This window comes from Agrobacterium sp. ST15.13.015, assembly GCF_027871645.1.
GTDB lineage: Bacteria > Pseudomonadota > Alphaproteobacteria > Rhizobiales > Rhizobiaceae > Agrobacterium > Agrobacterium leguminum.
This window is the reverse complement of record NZ_JAQAHF010000007.1, coordinates 38263-54141: the sequence shown is the minus strand read 5'-3', so window position 1 is coordinate 54141 and position 15879 is coordinate 38263. Positions and strand designations below refer to the sequence as shown.

The following is a 15879-nucleotide window of genomic DNA, read 5'->3' as shown; positions in this document are numbered from 1 at the left end:
TCCCGGCCCGCCGCAAAGGGCGAGCCGGGTCTGGCGAGACGATCAGGACGCGGCGATATGCGCGAAGGCGAGGCTTCCCGCCACACCTTCCGCGCCGATGGTGTGATCGGCAATGCGCTTGTTGAAGATGGTGATCTCCGGTGCTGCGACGATATCGATTGCCGGCACATCATCGACGAGAATCTGCTGGATTTCCTTCCATTGCGCGACGCGCTTGTCCGGATCGATCTCGATGGCGGCGGCTTCGAGAAGCGCATCCACCTTCGGATTGCTGTAGGCCGCACCATTGGAGAAAGGCACGCCCTTCTTGAAGTTCTTCGACCAGTAGAGCCGCTGCACACCGACGGTCGGGTCGAAGAGATTGCTCATGCCCTCATAGGCAAAATCGAAATCGCGATCCGTGTAGATGCGCTTGGTATAGGTGGCGAAATCCTGCGTCCGCACCGTTACGTCCACGCCGACCTTTGCCAGCGCCTGGCGAATATAGTCCGCGCCACGCGGATAGGCCTCGGTGCTCGGCACATAGTCCAGATTGAGCTTGAAACGGATGCCATCCGCACCGCGCTTGTATCCGGCCTCATCCAGCAGCGCTTCCGCCGCCTTCAGATCGATCGGATAGGTCTTCAGATCGTCCACGAACCATTTCGTCAGCTTCGGATTGATCGGCCCAGTGATCGTCGCGCCATAACCGAAATTGACCGTGTTGAAGATGACGTTACGGTCAATGACATGCGCGAAAGCGCGGCGGACGCGGACATCCTTGAACACGTCCTTTTCGAGGTTGAATTCCACGCGGCTGATCGAATTGGTATATTGATAGCCGTTGGTCTCGAAGCCGAGGCTCGGCAGTTCCTTCAGCCGGTCCAGATCGCTATAAGCGACCGGCGTGCTGGGCGCGAGATCGATTTCACCGGTTTCGATGGCAATCGCGCGAGCCGAAGCATCAGGAATGAAGCGAACAATCAGCTTGTCGAGATAGGGGCGCGGCGCATCCCAATAGTCGGCATTGCGCTCAAAAACGATATGACTGCCCCGCACCCACTCCTTGAACTTGAACGGACCCGTGCCGATAGGCGCGAGATTGACCGGATTTTCGGTCACCTTCGTACCCTCATAAAGATGTTTCGGCACGATGGGCGTTTCGGCGGCGGCAAGCGCCGTGATCAGATAGGGCGCGGGTTTGGAGAGAACCAGAACCGCTGTCAGCTCGTCCGGCGTCTCGACAGCAGTGAGGTTCAGGAATGTATTGCGGCCGCGCGGATGCACTTCCTTGATGGTATTGATGGAGAACGCCACGTCAGCAGATGTGAAGGGCTTGCCGTCATGCCATTTCACGCCGGGCCTCAGATTGAAGGTGTAACGCAGACCATCCGCGCTCACATTCCATGATTTGGCCAGCATCGGCTTGGGATTGAGGTCAAAATCATAGGTCAACAGCCCTTCGGTGACCTTGGGTGATATATAGACGGAATTATAGGCTGTGTGTGCGATCGTCGTCAGCACCGGCGGCTCCGATGAGATGAGCAGGGTGGCCGTGCCACCGCTTGCCGGCTCCGCCGCGTTGAGTTTCAGCCCCGGCAGCGACACCACGCCAAGCGCTACGGACGCCAGCAGAAATCCACGCCGCGTCGTCTGGTTGAAAACAGTCATGCGATACCCTCTCCTTGATTGAACCGGCGAAAAACCGGCAAACTGAACGGTCGCGTTTAGGAAGAAGTTTGTTCCGCAGACGAGAGCGAGTTTGGCATGAAGAACCAACCATTCTCATAAAAAGGAATTATCTTTTCTTTATGGCGCATATTTCCGTAAATTTCAGAAAATAATTCTATTGCTCTTTGACAAATTCCATAAAATTAGTCAACTAATACCAACGCCTTCAGGGGGCCGATTTCATATTTCCACGCTTACGGACTGGAGCCGATGTCGAATTCGAAACGGATTTTATCGCAGGCAAAAAGGGTGGCCATTCAGGCCGTCCCGACGGTCCTCGGTATCGTCATCCTGAACTTCTTCCTGCTGCAACTGGCGCCAGGCGATGCCGCCGATGTGCTGGCAGCGGAAGCGGGTTCGGCAACCGTCGAGACCATGGCGGAAATCCGCTCCCGCTTCGGGCTTGATCTGCCGGCTCTGCATCAGCTGATGAACTATCTCGGCAATCTGGCCCAGTTCAGCCTTGGTTTTTCGCCGCGATACGGCATGCCTGTGGCAGACCTTATCGGCCAGCGCCTGCCCGGCACGCTTGCGCTGATGGGCGCAGCCCTTGGTATCGCGATCTTCGTCGGTGTGTTCCTCGGCTCCATCATGGCGCTTTTTTCCGGCAAGCTGCCGGACCGGATCATTTCGATTGGCTCACTGATCTTTTATTCCGTACCGGGTTTCTGGATCGGCCTGATGCTGATCCTGACCTTTTCGGTCAAGCTCGGCTGGCTTCCGTCCGGCGGTGACAGCACCATCGGCAGCAGCCTTACCGGGTTTTCAGCCTTTCTCGACAGGCTGCGCTACATCGTGCTCCCTGCCCTGTCGCTGGCGCTCTATTTTCTGGCCATTTATGCCCGCCTGACCCGCGCGGCGATGCTGGAGGTGAAATCCCAGGACTATGTGCGTACGGCGCGTGCCAAGGGCGTTTCGCCGATCAGGCTCACCACGCGCCACATCCTGCGCAACGCGCTCATCCCCATCACCACCATGGCCGGCATGCATATTGGCGGCCTTCTCGGCGGCGCCGTCGTGGTTGAAACCGTCTTCAGCTGGCCGGGCCTTGGCCGCCTCGCTTTCGAAGCCGTGATGGCGCGGGATTTCAGCGTGCTGCTCGGCATTCTGCTTCTCTCCTCCCTCGTCGTCATCATCGTCAATGCGGCCGTGGACCTGTTGCAGGCATGGCTTGACCCCCGCATCGGAGAAAGCCGATGAACTCATCCCACACAACAGCGGTTCTCAACACGGCGGAACTTGGCGCTGAAGAGACCAATCCCAAACCGAAAAAGCCGGAAGAAAAGGCCTGGCCCTATATTCATGCGCCCGATGCGCTCTCGGCCCGCTCCGTCTCCGTGCCGCGACGTGGACTGCGGCGCGAACTGAAAATCTTCCTCACCAATCCCAATGCCATCGTCGGATTGCTGTTTCTCGCCACCGTCATCGTCACCGCACTGATCGCCCCGTTGATCTATCCCGGCGATCCCCTGGAAATGGTGGCCCGCCCGTTCCTGTGGCCGGGCCAGAACGCGGCCTATCCGCTCGGCACCGATTCCATGGGCCGGGACGTTCTGGCCGGCATCGTGCATGGCGCGCGTATCTCGCTCACCGTCGGGGTCGTGGCGACGCTGATCGGGCTCACGATCGGCATCGCGGTCGGCGCTTTCGCCGGTTATTTCGGCGGCGTCATTGACGATATTCTCGTCAAGCTGATCGAAATCTTTCAGACCCTGCCGAATTTCGTGCTGCTGGTGGTGCTCGTCGCCATCGCCCAGCCTTCGGTCACCACGGTCACGTCGGCCATCGGCATCATCACCTGGCCGCTCGTTGCACGTCTTACCCGTGCGGAATTCCGCGCCATCCGCGAGAAGGATTATGTGCTCGCCGCTCGTAGCCTCGGTTATGGCCATGCCCGCATCGTTTTTCAGGAAATCCTGCCCAATGCGCTGCCACCGATCATCGTCACCTCATCCGTCATGGTGGCAGGCGCGATCCTCATGGAAGCAGCGCTTTCCTTCATGGGGCTTGGCGATCCGAACCGGGTTTCCTGGGGTTCGATGATCGGTTCGGGTCGCGATGTCATCCGCACGGCGTGGTATCTGACCGCCCTTCCCGGCCTCGCCATCGTCTTCACCGTCATTTCGCTGAACCTCATCAGCGATGGCCTCAACGATGCGCTCAACCCCCGTTTTTCGGAGGAACGCCGATGAGCAAACTGATCGAAGTCCATGATCTCTCCGTCAGCTTCGGCTCCGCCCAGCCGGTCAAAGGCGTCAGTTTCGATGTCAGCCCCGGCGAAATGCTGGCCATTGTCGGCGAAAGCGGCTCCGGCAAATCCCTGACGGCGCTTGGCCTCATCGGCCTCCTGCCCTCCCACGCCAAGACCGGGGGGCGGGTGCTGCTGGAGGGTCGCGACCTGCTGCCGCTTTCCGAGCGGCAATGGCGCGGCATTCGCGGTCGGGATATCGGCATGATCTTTCAGGAGCCGATGACCTCTCTGAACCCGGTCCTGACGGTCGGCGAACAGATCATCGAGGTGCTGCGCATCCACGAGAAGATCGACCGGCATCAGGCCCGCAAACGCGCCATCGAGCTTCTGGAACTGGTCAATATTCCAGACGCCCGCCGCAGGGTGGACGATTATCCGCACCAGCTTTCCGGCGGCATGCGCCAACGTGTGATGATCGCCATCGGCGTTGCCTGCAATCCGAAACTCCTGGTCGCCGACGAGGCAACGACAGCGCTCGACGTGACGATACAGGCGCAAATCCTGCAACTGCTCGACAATCTGCGCCGCGATCTCAACATGGCGGTCATCCTCATCACCCACGATCTCGGCATCGTGGCGCAATGGGCGGACCGGGTGATGGTCATGTATGCCGGCCGCAAGGTGGAAGAGGGTTTGCCGGAACCGGTTTTCTCCAACCCCTACCATCCCTATACGCGCGGCCTGCTCGCGGCCTCACCGAGGGCGGAAGACGGTCAGCATTATCGCGACGGGCCGCTCATCGAGATTCCGGGCTCCATCGTTTCCGCCACGGGGGAACGCGGTTGCGCCTTCCGTCCGCGCTGTCCGAGCGCCCGCGGCTTCTGCGGGCAATATGTACCACCGCTGAGGGAAATTTCGGACGGCCGCTACGCCGCCTGCCCCTTCGTTGCCACCACATCCCAGAAGGTATCCGATGACGCTCTTGTCAGTGCATAGTCTTTCCACCCACTATACGGGCGGACGCGGCACCGTGCGCGCCGTCGATGACGTCTCGCTCGATATCGAGGCGGGTGAAACCGTGGCCCTGGTGGGCGAATCCGGTTGCGGGAAGTCTTCGCTGGGCAAGTCGCTGATGCGTCTGGTCGAGCCGTCTTCCGGCCGGATCACCTTCAAGGATGCCGACGTCACCGCAATGACGTCATCCGAATTGCGCGGCATTCGCCGCCGCATCCAGATGATCTTTCAGGATCCCTTTGCCTCGCTCAATCCGCGCCAGACGGTGCGCACCATCCTTACCGGGCCGTTGAAGGTACATGGCATAGGAGACCGGGTGCGCCAGCGGGAGATCGTTGAAGCCATCGTCGCGCAGGTGGGCCTGCCGGCGGATTCGCTCGACCGTTATCCGCATGAATTCTCCGGTGGCCAGCGCCAGCGCATCGGCATTGCCCGCGCGCTGGTTCTGGAACCGGAACTGGTGGTCTGCGACGAGCCGGTTTCGGCACTCGATCTTTCGATACAGGCGCAAATCCTCAATCTTCTGGTGGAGATGAAGAAGCGGCTTTCGCTCTCCTATCTCTTCGTGTCCCACGACCTTTCCGTGGTGCGTTATTTCTCCGACCGCGTGCTGGTCATGTATCTCGGCAAGATCGTCGAAAGCGCGTCGACATCGGAACTCTGGGCTTCTCCGAAGCATCCTTATACTCGCGCGCTTCTCGCTGCCGTTCCCGATCCCGCTCGCCGCAAGCAGGCGGCACCGATTTCCGGCGATCTGCCGAGCCCGCACGATCCGCCATCCGGCTGCCGGTTTCACACACGCTGCCCGCTCGCCACCGATCTCTGTCGCGAAAAAGCGCCTGACTATACCCTTTTCGGCAGGAACCACGCCGTGGCCTGCCACCATGCCCAATAACTTAAAGGAGCAACCATAATGGTCGACTATCGCTATCTCGGACGCAGCGCGCTGAAAGTTTCACCGCTGAGCCTCGGCACGATGATGTTCGGAGGCCCGACACCGGATGACGTGGCCTTCCGCATCATAGACAAGGCGCGCGAACAGGGCATCAACTTCATCGATACCGCCGACGTCTATCACGACGGCAAGTCGGAAGAGGTCGTTGGCCGCGGCATCAAGTCCACGCGCGATCACTGGGTTCTGGCGACGAAATTCGTCAATTCCCATACCAAGGGCCCGAACCTTGGCGGCCATTCTCGCAAATGGGTGATCGAGACCGTCGAAAATTCGCTGCGCCGCCTCAACACTGACTATATCGACATCCTTTATTTCCACCGCGCCGTCTTTGATGCGCCGCTCGAAGAGCCGGTGCGTGCCATCGCCGATCTCATCCGCGCCGGCAAGCTGCGTTATTTCGGCGTTTCGAATTTCCGTGGCTGGCGTATCGCTGAAATTTCGCATCTGGCCGATCAGCTTGGCATTGACCGGCCGGTTGCCAGCCAGCCGCTCTACAACATCGTCAACCGCACGGCCGAAGCCGAGCAGTTGCCGGCGGCTAATCATTATGGCCTTGGCGTCGTGTCCTATTCACCGCTCGCACGCGGCGTACTGACCGGCAAATATCAGCCGGGCGAACAGCCGGGTGCCGATACCCGCGTCGGGCGGGGCGACAAGCGCGTTCTGGAAACGGAATGGCGTCCGGAATCGGTCGAGATCGCCCAGAAGGTCGCGGCCCATGCCGCTTCGAAGGGGGTTTCAGCTGCGGATTTCGCGCTCGCCTGGGTGCTGAATAACAAGTTCGTCACCGCCGCCATCACCGGTCCGCGCACCGAAGAGCACTGGGACGGATATATCCGCGCGCTCGATGTGAAGATCGATGCGGAAGATGAAGCGCTGGTCGACAGCCTCGTTACCACCGGCCACCCCTCCACCCCCGGTTTCAACGATCCGAGCCATCCCGTCGAAGGCCGCGTGCCGCGCAATCTCGAGCCCGCACACCGCCCGGCGCTCAAGCCACGCGCGGTCGCCTGATCGCTAGACGAATATGCCTGCGGCGCGATTGTGCCGCAGGCTATCACATCCGCTCAGGGAAAACCGCAATGTCCACTCCGAAACTACAGACAACCACCACCAATAATTCCGGCGTGCCGAACCGGGACGAGATTCTGGCCCGGGCAAAGGACATTGCGGCTATCGCGGCCCGGGATGCCGCCCGCCGCGAGCGCCAGCGGGAACTGCCCTTCGATATTTTCGCTCTTATCAAGGAGGCAAAGATCGGCACGCTGCGCGTTCCCGAAGCCAAGGGCGGACCGGGCGGCTCGATTGCCGACTATATCGAAGTGCTGATGATCCTCGGCGAAGCCGACAGCAATATTCCGCACGCGCTGCGCAGCCATTTCAATTTCACCGAAAACCTTGCTCTTGCACCCATCGAGCTAGAGGACCGGCGGCATCTCGAACATGTGCTTGCCGGCAAGCTCTTTGCGGGCGCCAGCACTGAACAGGGCACCAAACGGCCCGGCGAGATCACCACGCGGCTGAGTGCCGATGGTGACCGCTACCGGCTGAACGGCCGCAAATGGTATGCGACCGGCACAGCTTTTGCCGATTTCGGCACCTTCAGCGCCATTGGCGATGACGAGCAGCCGATCGGCGTGCTCATTCCGCTCGATCGCTCTGGCATCACCATCCTCGATGACTGGGACAGCATGGGCCAGCGCATGACGGCGAGCGGCGGTGTTCTGCTGGAGAATGTCGAGGTACTGCCGCATGAGCTGACGACCCGCAAGCTCGGCAGCCAGATCGGCCGCCACAGCTCGGCCATGCGGCAGCTGCATCTCGCCGCCTCGGCCGCCGGCGCCGTTCAGGGCGCGCTGAATGACGGTGTGGAGTATGTTTTACGCCAGGCGCGCACCACGCTCCACAGCAGCGCCGAAACCGCCAATCAGGACCCCTTCGTGCAGAAGATGCTCGGCGAAATCAGCGCCGGCGCTTTCGCCGTGAAGACGCTGATCCGCGAAGCGGCAAGAACGCTCGACCGCACCGCCGCCGCCTTTGCGAGCGGTGACGAAGAGGCGATAGAGGCGGCCCTGCTGGAAGGTTCGCTCGCCACAGCCCGCACCCAGATCATCGCATCGCAGCTTTCGCTGACGGTCGCCACCAATCTTTACGAACTCGGCGGCGGCTCGGCGACATCGAGCGAGCGGAATTTCGACCGCCACTGGCGTAATATCCGCACGGTCTACAATCACAATCCGCTCGCCCACAAGGCGCGGGTAATCGGTGACTATTACCTGAACGGCACCACGACCCACCTCAGGGAAGGCCGGGTGTTCTGACTATGCGGAAGATGCAGGCGGCAAAGGAGGAACAGAAATGAGACCGGAGTTTATCGCTCCCGCCGCGAGCCGGGCAGCTCTTCGCCTGCCCACACTTTCCCGCCTGCCACCGCTGACCGCCTTGCGCGCCTTTGTCGTCGCCGCCCGTCATGCAAGCTTTTCGCGGGCGGCGGAGGAACTGCATGTCTCGACCGCTGCCATCGGACAGCAGGTGCGAATTCTCGAGACCCATCTCGGCCAGCCGCTTTTCAGCCGCCAGCGCGGTGAATTGCTGCTGACGGATGCCGGCAGTGCGCTTTATCCCGGCCTTGCCGATGCTTTCGAGACCATGATCGGCAGTCTTTCCGACCTGATGGTTTCAAACGCCCGGCCGCAGCTGAAGGTGCTGGCGGAAGGTTGCTTTGCCGCCCGCTGGCTGGCGCCGCGGCTGGGCAGCATCGTTCCGGCGCTCGGAGACGTGGAGCTTTCCATTGAATCCCTCGAGAGCGAAACAATCGACCTCCCCCATTTCGACGCCGATTGCGCCATCGTTGCCACCCATGCGCAGATTCCGGGCTTCATTCATGAGCCGCTTTTCGCCGATACCGTCAGCGCCCTCTGCACCCCGGAATTCGCTGCACGCCATAGGCTTGCAGACGAACCGGAGCGCTTGCGGGATCTCGGTTTTGCGATGTTGCGTGGCAATGGCCTGGACCCGGCCTTCGAATGGGCGAACTGGCTTCGCGCCTGCCGCATTCCGCTCAGGCTCTCTGTGACCGGCCCACGTTTTTCACGCCAGACGGCGCTGATAGAGGCAATCTCCTCCGGCCACGGTATCGGCCTCGTGCGCCATTCGCTGATTTCGGAAGAGCTGAAAAACGGCCGGCTGATCGCTCCTTTTGGCGCACCGCAGCCGACCGCCAGCCGTTATCACCTGCTGACCAGTCCTGACAGGCGGCGGCTGCCGGAGGTTGCATCTCTACTCGCCCTGTTGCGCGAGGATATGCGCTCTCTCGAGGCCGCCGCCTGAACACGCCCGTCCCACCTCAGGCGCGTTCCCTTTGCAACTCTCTGGCCGCAAAGATATTTTCCGGCCGAGGCAGGCCATAGTGATCGCGCAGCGTATCGCCCTCATAATCTTCGCGGAACAGCCCACGCTGTTTGAGGATCGGCACGACCTCGTCGACGAAGTTGTCAAACCCGCCATTCAACCATGGCGGCATGATATTGAAGCCGTCGGCCGCGCCCTCGCGGAACCAGGTCTCTATCCAGTCCGCCACCTGTTCCGGCGTTCCGGAAATCACCTTGTGGCCACGTCCGCCAGCAAGCCGGTGCAGCAATTGCCGGATCGTCGGATTTTCCCGGTCGATGACATCGAGAACCAGCTGATGGCGGCTGCTATCCGCCTGCGCCCGTGTCGCCTCCACGGCCTCCTTCGGCAAAGGCTGGTCGAGATCGGCCGATGAGAGATCGATGCCGGTGATGCGCTGCAATTGCCCGAGCGAAAAGGCTGGCTGGATGAGATCGTTGAAAGAGGCCTCGAGCCTGCGCGCCTCCTCTTCGGTTGACGCGATGAAGGGGCTGATGCCCGGCAGGATTTTCACATGGGCGGGATTGCGCCCCGTGGCCGCGACGCGCCGCTTGATGTCGGAATAAAAAGACCGCGCACTCTCCAGAGTCTGATGCGCGGTAAAGATTGCCTCGGCATAATGGGCGGCGAAACCGCGCCCTTCCTCCGAGGAGCCGGCCTGCACATAGACCGGCCGGCCCTGCGGTGAACGCGGCACGTTGAGCGCGCCGCGCACCCGATAGAACTCGCCATCGTGATTGGCCGGATGGATGCGGTCTGTATCGGCAAAAAGGCCGCTTTCCTTATCGGCAACAATGGCATCATCTTCCCAGCTGTCCCAGAGCTTCGTCACCACATCCACGAACTCGATTGCCTGACGGTAACGGTCGGCATGCGGCGGATGCTTCTGGAGATTGAAATTGCCGGCAGCCGCATCCGCCGAAGTCGTCACAATGTTCCATCCCACCCGGCCGCCGCTGATATGATCGACGGACGCGAACAGCCGCGCAAGATTATAGGGCTCGTAATAGGTGGTCGACGCCGTGGCGATGAAGCCGATCTTTTCCGTGACGGCGGCAAGCGCCGAAAGCATGGTGATCGGCTCCAGCCGGTGGCGGGCGGCATAGCGGATATTGGCATCCAGCACCGGCGCATCGGCAAAGAAGATCGCATCCAGCTTGGCCGCCTCGGCCTTGCGGGCGATATCCTGATAGAGCTTTATATCGGTGACGCGATGCGGCTCAGAGTCCGGATGCCGCCAAGCCGCCTCGTGATGTCCGCCCGGATAGATGAACGCGTTGAGAACCAGCTTCTCGGATTTTCTGCTCATGGAAATGACCTCTTATTCGCTCTGAACCGAAGGGTTGGGAGGCTCTCACGCCTCCTTCGTCACCCAGGCCTTGGCGAGATTGCCGCTGAGCCCCTCTGCGCCTGTCGCATAATCCTTGATGCGCACGCTGCCGACGACCGGCTGGATGGGGGAGACGAGATTGATGACGGGAAGATCTTTGGCGATAACGGCCTGAAACTCCTTGAAGAAGGCGGCGCGTTTTTCGATATCCGGCTCCACCGCCGCTGCTTCCAGCAGCCGGTCCACTTCGGGATTGGCGTAGTTGCTGGCATTGGAGAATGGCAGGCCGATCTTGAAGTTCTTGCTCCAGTAGACGCGCTGCACGCCCGCTGTCGGATCGAAGGTATTGGAAAGGGATTCCACCGAAAGATCCCAGGCGCGGTCGGTATAGACCACCTTCACATAGGTGCCGAAATCGAATTTCTGGATATCCGCCTCAATGCCGATCTTCGACAGCGCCTGCGCGATGAAATCCGAATAGGTCTGCGGGTTGAACGGGTTGGTGGTAACCCGAAGCTTGAAACGCTTGCCGCCATCCTTGCGCGGGAAACCGGCCTCATCCAGCAGCTTTTCAGCCTGTGCGACATCGAACTTGGCGAAACCGATATCCGGATTGTGGAACTTCGCAAGGCCGGGGCTGATCGGCGTCGGCGATGGCACGGCGTAACCGTAAAGCACGGTATCGATGAGCGCCGGAACATCGATAGCATGGGCAATGGCCTGCCTCACCTTCAATTCCTTGAGATATTCGTTCTCAAGGTTGATCACCAGCTGGTTCTGCTGGCCGGCATAGGCATAGATGCGGTCATCCACCTTCAGCGTCGGAATGGATTTCAGCCGTTCCAGATCGGCAAGCGCCACCGGGTTGGGGCCGATGTCGCCTTCCCCGGTTTCCAGCGCCGCAGCGCGTGCGCCCGCATCGTTGATGAGGCGGATGATGACGCGGTCGAGATAGGGGCGCGGCGCATCCCAGTAGTCCGCATTTTTCTCCAGCAGGATATGACTGCCCGGCACCCATTCCTTCAGCACGAAGGGACCGCTGCCGATGATCTGGGCGGGTTTCGGATTATCTGTCGGCTTGAAGGTCTCGAAAATGTGCTTCGGCACAATTGGCGATTCCGACGAGGCAAGCGCGGTGATCAGGCCCGGCGCCGGCTTGGAAAGCTTCACTTTCGCGACCAGCGGATCGGAGGTATCGACACTTTCAACATGCGAGAAAGTAGCGCGGCCGCGCGGATGCGCTTCCTTCAGCCGCAGAATGGAAAATTCCACGTCTGCCGATGTCACCGGTTTGCCATCGTGAAACTTCGCCTTGGGCTGCAGGTGGAAGACATATTCCAGCCCATCGGCCGAAACGCTCCATTCCCTGGCGAGGCTCGGCTTGGGCGAAAGCTCGTAATCATAGGTCAAAAGCCCGTCATAAATCTTCGAGCCGATAAACTGCGGACCGCCCGCACTGGTATTGATCGCCACGAGCTGGGTCGGCTCGGGAAAATAAACAATCTTGAGCGTGCCGCCCGAAACCGGCTCTTCGGCAGCGGCAAAGGAACCGCCTGGAAGCGCGACGAAAGCGCCGGCGGCAAGTGCAATTTTGTGAAACTGGCGTCTGGAAATGGTCATGTCTGTCTCCGAAAAAATCCGATATGCGGGCGCGGCAACTCAGTGCAGCTGCGGGAACCCGTGGCGCTCGGCGAGGATTTGCAAAATGCGTTTGGTGTCCTGAATGAAATGCGTCTCGCCCTTGACCGTAGCGTCGCTGGGTGCGTCGCCGGCAAAGATGAACAGCGGCAGCGACTGATTTTCCTCTCCCACGGCGGCGATGACAGCCTCACGCGGGCGCTGGAAACCGACGCGATGGACATCGATCCCGGCGGCAAGGTCCGGAAAGGCGGCGAGCAGGCCTTCGATCTGGTTGCAATGCGGGCAGACGAACCGGACACCGGGGTGCTTTGGGTCCTCAAAACCGGGGGCGATCAAAAAAAGCGTATCCTTGGCCATGGCATCCATCATGTGAGGGTGAGATTTCCAGCTCACAGTGCAGGCGGCCATAGCGTCGGTCCAGAAAGCAATTCTTGCTTTGAAACGAAGAATTACTTTGCGCTAAATTATTGATGAAACTTATTTTTTCGAAATTTTCGCGAATGGCATCGCTGTTTCGTCCGACCTGTTCCATGCGCAAAGTTTTTCCCTGAAACGGGCGTGCCGCGCGAAGGTGGAGAAAGGATTGAAGGCGGATTTCGGCAATAAAAAACCCGGCAGAATTGCCGGGTTAATGTTGGTGATCGTAGACCCCTCCTGCGTCATGCCGGGCTTGACCCGGCATCGCGTCTGCGCCGTGAGAGGAGTCTCTCGCGATCAAGGACTTGATCGCGCTGGACCCCGGATCCAGTCCGGGGTGACGGAGCCTGGATGCCTTTTTTGACAAACGCTCACTCGCCTTTCCAGGCCGTCGCCAGATCGCCATAAGCTATGTCGATGGTCGTCACGAGCGATTTCAGGCTGGTATTGCGCAGAATGACGGTCGGCAAGGCGACGATGGAGAAATTCGGCAGGTCATCGCCGACGACTTTCTGGATCTCATGGAACTGCCCGGCTCGCTTCGTTTCATCCACCTCGATGGCGGCCGCCCGGAAAAGATTGTCCACGGTGGGATTGTTATAGTGGGCGGCGTTGACATAAGGCGCGGGGTTCTTGATGCCATCGGACCAGTAAAGGCGCTGCACGCCCGCCGTCGGATCGAACAACCGGCTGATGCCGTTCACCGTCAGGTCAAAACCGCGCTCGGTATAAACGCGCTTGATGAAGGCGGCGAGATCGCCCTCCACGATATCCACCTTCACGCCGAGTTTGCCGAAGGATGAGCGGAGATATTCGGACGTCTTACGGAAGACGTCGGACGGCAGAAAGGCGAGCCGCAGCGAAAAGCGGGTGCCATCCGCGCCCTTTGGGTAACCGGCCTTGTCCAGCAGCTCATTCGCCTTGGCGAGATCGAAGGCATAGGTGAAGGGTTTTTCGTCATTATAGGCGGTGAAGACTGCCGGGATGTTTGAGCCGGCAGGTTTCGCCGTCCCGAAGAAGATGGCGTCATTGATGAAATCGCGGTCGATGGCATGGGCCAGCGCGTGACGCACCTCCTTCTTCGCCAGAATTGGGTTCTCCAGATTGAACTCAAACACGGCCGCATTGTTGAGATAAGCGTCGGTATAGACCTCCACTGCCAGTTTCGGATTTTGCCGCAGGCGCTCAAGGTCGCTGTAGGAGACATCGGCGGTGTAATCCGCCTCACCCGTCTCCACGGAAATGGTGGTAGACGCCGCATCGGCAACGAACCGTGCCACGAAACCATCGAGGTAAGGTAGATCGGCCTGCCAATAATCCGGGTTCTTCTTCAGCTTCACGTAGCTGCCGCGTTTCCATTCCTCGAACACGAAGGGGCCTGTGCCGATTGGCGCATTGCCGTTCGGGCTTTCATTGTAGTTTTCTGAAGCATAGGCATGGGCTGGCAATATGGGCGTTTCGCCGCCCGTCAGCGCCCGCAAAAGATACGGCGCGGGTTTGGAAAGCACCACCACGGCCGTCAGCGGATCGGGCGTTTCAATATCTGCAACATTGGCGAAGGTAATGCGCCCGCGTGGACCGACCTTCTTGAAGGCCAGCAGGGAAAATTTGACGTCCTGCGACGTGAAATCCTTGCCGTCATGCCATTTGACGCCCTTGCGCAGCTTGAAAGTGTGGCGCAGCCCATCGGCCGATGTTTCCCAGCTTTCGGCCAGAACCGGGTGCGGTTTGAACTCGCTGTCGAACCGCACCAGCCCTTCGAGGATTTTCGTGGAAATGGCGCGGGTGCGCGTATTGGAATCGGAAAGCGGCACCAGCGTCGTCGGCTCTCCAAGGCCTGCAAGGGTGACGATCCCGCCCTTTTTCGGCGTTTCGGCCGCCAGAGCCGGCAGGGAGGGCAACAGCATGGCCCCGGTTAGCGCTGCACTCAAAAGCAATGTCTTACGTCTTGTAATATCCATGGATGTTTCCTTTTGCAGGCTTGTTTTTAAATGTTCACGCAGGTTTCAGCCGGGTTTCCACCAGCCGGGCAAACAGGGTGGCGCCAACCGGCAGAATGGCGTCGTCAACGATGAAACCGGGATTATGGGCGGGCACCGTGCCGGAATGGCCGAGGGTGAAAAACGCGCCGGGCGCGTGTTTCAGGAGATCGGCAAAATCCTCGCTGCCCATGAAGCGGCCGGGCTCGGTGGAAACGCGCTCGTCTCCAAGAATCTCGCGCGCGACACCGGCGACGATCTCCACAGATGCATCGTCATTGGTGAGAACCGAGAATATGTCGCGAATATCCACCTCGGCGGTGAGGCCGTGCGCCGCGGCAATGTGATCGGAAATCGTGCGGATGCGCTCCCTTATGTTTTCGCGCACGCTGTCGGAGAAGGCCCGCACGGTGCCTGCAATCGCGGCCGTTTCGGGAATGACGTTATAGGCCGATCCCGCCTCGATGCGGGTGATCGACAGCACGGCAGGATCGGTCGGCGGCACGTTGCGGCTGACGATGGTTTGCAGCGCCTGTATCAGTTCACCCGTCGCCGGCACCGGGTCACGCGAAACATCGGGGTGAGCAGCGTGGGCACCCCTGCCCTTCAACCGGATATCGAAGAAATCCGCCCCCGCCAGAATGGTGCCGGGCGAAACCTTGAGGTGATTGGGCGCCGCATGGGAGGAATTGTGCAGCCCGTAAATCTCATCGACGGGGAAGTCCTTGAACAGCCCGTCGGCGATCATGGCGCGCGCCCCGCCGAGACCTTCCTCGGCCGGCTGGAAAATGAACACCACCGTGCCGGCGAAATCGCGGGTTTCGGCCAGATAACGGGCGGTGCCGAGCAGGATGGTGGTGTGCACATCATGCCCGCAGCCGTGGAATTTGCCGGGATAGACCGACGCATAGGGCAGACCGGTTTCCTCCGGCATCGGCAGGGCATCCATATCCGCCCGCAGCCCGATGGAGCGATTGCCCGCATGGCGGCCGCGTAGCACGCCGACCACGCCGGTCGTGCCATAACCGCGATGCACCTCAATGCCCCAGGAGGCGAGCTTTTCGGCGACGATGCCGGAGGTGCGGACCTCCTCGAAACCGATTTCCGGATGCTGGTGCAGATCGTGGCGGATGGAGACGAGTTCGGGAACATAGGTCCCGATCCGATCCAGAATTTTAGGAGCGGGCGTTTTGACGGGATCGACGGCGATATTCACGGTATCTCCTCAGGGCAAAAAATATCGTTTCCGCAA

General features: G+C 60.3%; 13 protein-coding genes. 7 read left to right on the top strand and 6 right to left on the bottom strand.

Annotated features, from left to right (window positions below; translation table 11 throughout):
* Window positions 1-42 precede the first annotated feature (42 nt).
* A complete protein-coding gene (locus PIB16_RS12670) occupies window positions 43-1650 on the bottom strand; it encodes an ABC transporter substrate-binding protein (protein ID WP_271045671.1) in 1608 nt (535 codons plus the stop codon).
* 270 nt (window positions 1651-1920) lie between these two features.
* Between PIB16_RS12670 and PIB16_RS12665 the strand changes: the two genes are divergently transcribed.
* The 7 genes from PIB16_RS12665 to PIB16_RS12635 all read left to right on the top strand — a co-directional run bounded on the left by PIB16_RS12665 (window position 1921) and on the right by PIB16_RS12635 (window position 9200).
* Window positions 1921-2910: an ABC transporter permease gene (locus PIB16_RS12665; RefSeq protein WP_271045670.1), complete on the top strand. Its 990-nt coding sequence runs from the start codon at window positions 1921-1923 to the stop codon at window positions 2908-2910.
* A complete protein-coding gene (locus PIB16_RS12660) occupies window positions 2907-3902 on the top strand; it encodes an ABC transporter permease (protein ID WP_065117477.1) in 996 nt (331 codons plus the stop codon). The genes PIB16_RS12665 and PIB16_RS12660 overlap by 4 nt, the downstream gene beginning before the upstream one ends.
* Complete coding sequence (locus PIB16_RS12655; RefSeq protein ID WP_080857358.1) at window positions 3899-4897, top strand: ABC transporter ATP-binding protein; 999 nt, start codon at window positions 3899-3901, stop codon at window positions 4895-4897. Before PIB16_RS12660 ends, PIB16_RS12655 begins: the two co-directional genes overlap by 4 nt.
* The gene (locus tag PIB16_RS12650; protein ID WP_271045669.1) at window positions 4875-5810 is read left to right on the top strand and encodes an ABC transporter ATP-binding protein; all 936 of its coding nucleotides are present in this window, start codon (window positions 4875-4877) and stop codon (window positions 5808-5810) included. Before PIB16_RS12655 ends, PIB16_RS12650 begins: the two co-directional genes overlap by 23 nt.
* Window positions 5811-5828: 18 nt before the next feature.
* Entirely contained in the window at window positions 5829-6884 is a 1056-nt protein-coding gene (locus PIB16_RS12645) for an aldo/keto reductase (RefSeq protein WP_080857360.1), read from the top strand.
* Between the two features lie 68 nt (window positions 6885-6952).
* Window positions 6953-8191, top strand: a complete 1239-nt coding sequence (locus PIB16_RS12640; protein ID WP_271045668.1) for an acyl-CoA dehydrogenase family protein — start codon at window positions 6953-6955, stop codon at window positions 8189-8191.
* A 37-nt stretch (window positions 8192-8228) separates the two neighbouring features.
* Window positions 8229-9200: a LysR substrate-binding domain-containing protein gene (locus PIB16_RS12635; RefSeq protein ID WP_174036899.1), complete on the top strand. Its 972-nt coding sequence runs from the start codon at window positions 8229-8231 to the stop codon at window positions 9198-9200.
* Window positions 9201-9216: 16 nt separating this feature from the next.
* Here PIB16_RS12635 and PIB16_RS12630 read toward each other — a convergent pair whose 3' ends face one another.
* The 5 genes from PIB16_RS12630 to PIB16_RS12610 all read right to left on the bottom strand — a co-directional run bounded on the left by PIB16_RS12630 (window position 9217) and on the right by PIB16_RS12610 (window position 15843).
* Window positions 9217-10569 (bottom strand): LLM class flavin-dependent oxidoreductase, encoded by a 1353-nt coding sequence (locus PIB16_RS12630; protein WP_271045667.1) that lies wholly within the window; start codon window positions 10567-10569, stop codon window positions 9217-9219.
* A gap of 45 nt (window positions 10570-10614) precedes the next feature.
* A complete protein-coding gene (locus PIB16_RS12625) occupies window positions 10615-12210 on the bottom strand; it encodes an ABC transporter substrate-binding protein (protein WP_271045666.1) in 1596 nt (531 codons plus the stop codon).
* Between the two features lie 39 nt (window positions 12211-12249).
* Entirely contained in the window at window positions 12250-12600 is a 351-nt protein-coding gene (locus PIB16_RS12620) for a DUF3088 domain-containing protein (RefSeq protein ID WP_271045665.1), read from the bottom strand.
* A 419-nt stretch (window positions 12601-13019) separates the two neighbouring features.
* A complete protein-coding gene (locus tag PIB16_RS12615) occupies window positions 13020-14609 on the bottom strand; it encodes an ABC transporter substrate-binding protein (RefSeq protein ID WP_271045664.1) in 1590 nt (529 codons plus the stop codon).
* Between the two features lie 34 nt (window positions 14610-14643).
* A complete protein-coding gene (locus tag PIB16_RS12610; RefSeq protein WP_271045663.1) occupies window positions 14644-15843 on the bottom strand; it encodes a M20 aminoacylase family protein in 1200 nt (399 codons plus the stop codon).
* Window positions 15844-15879 lie beyond the last annotated feature (36 nt).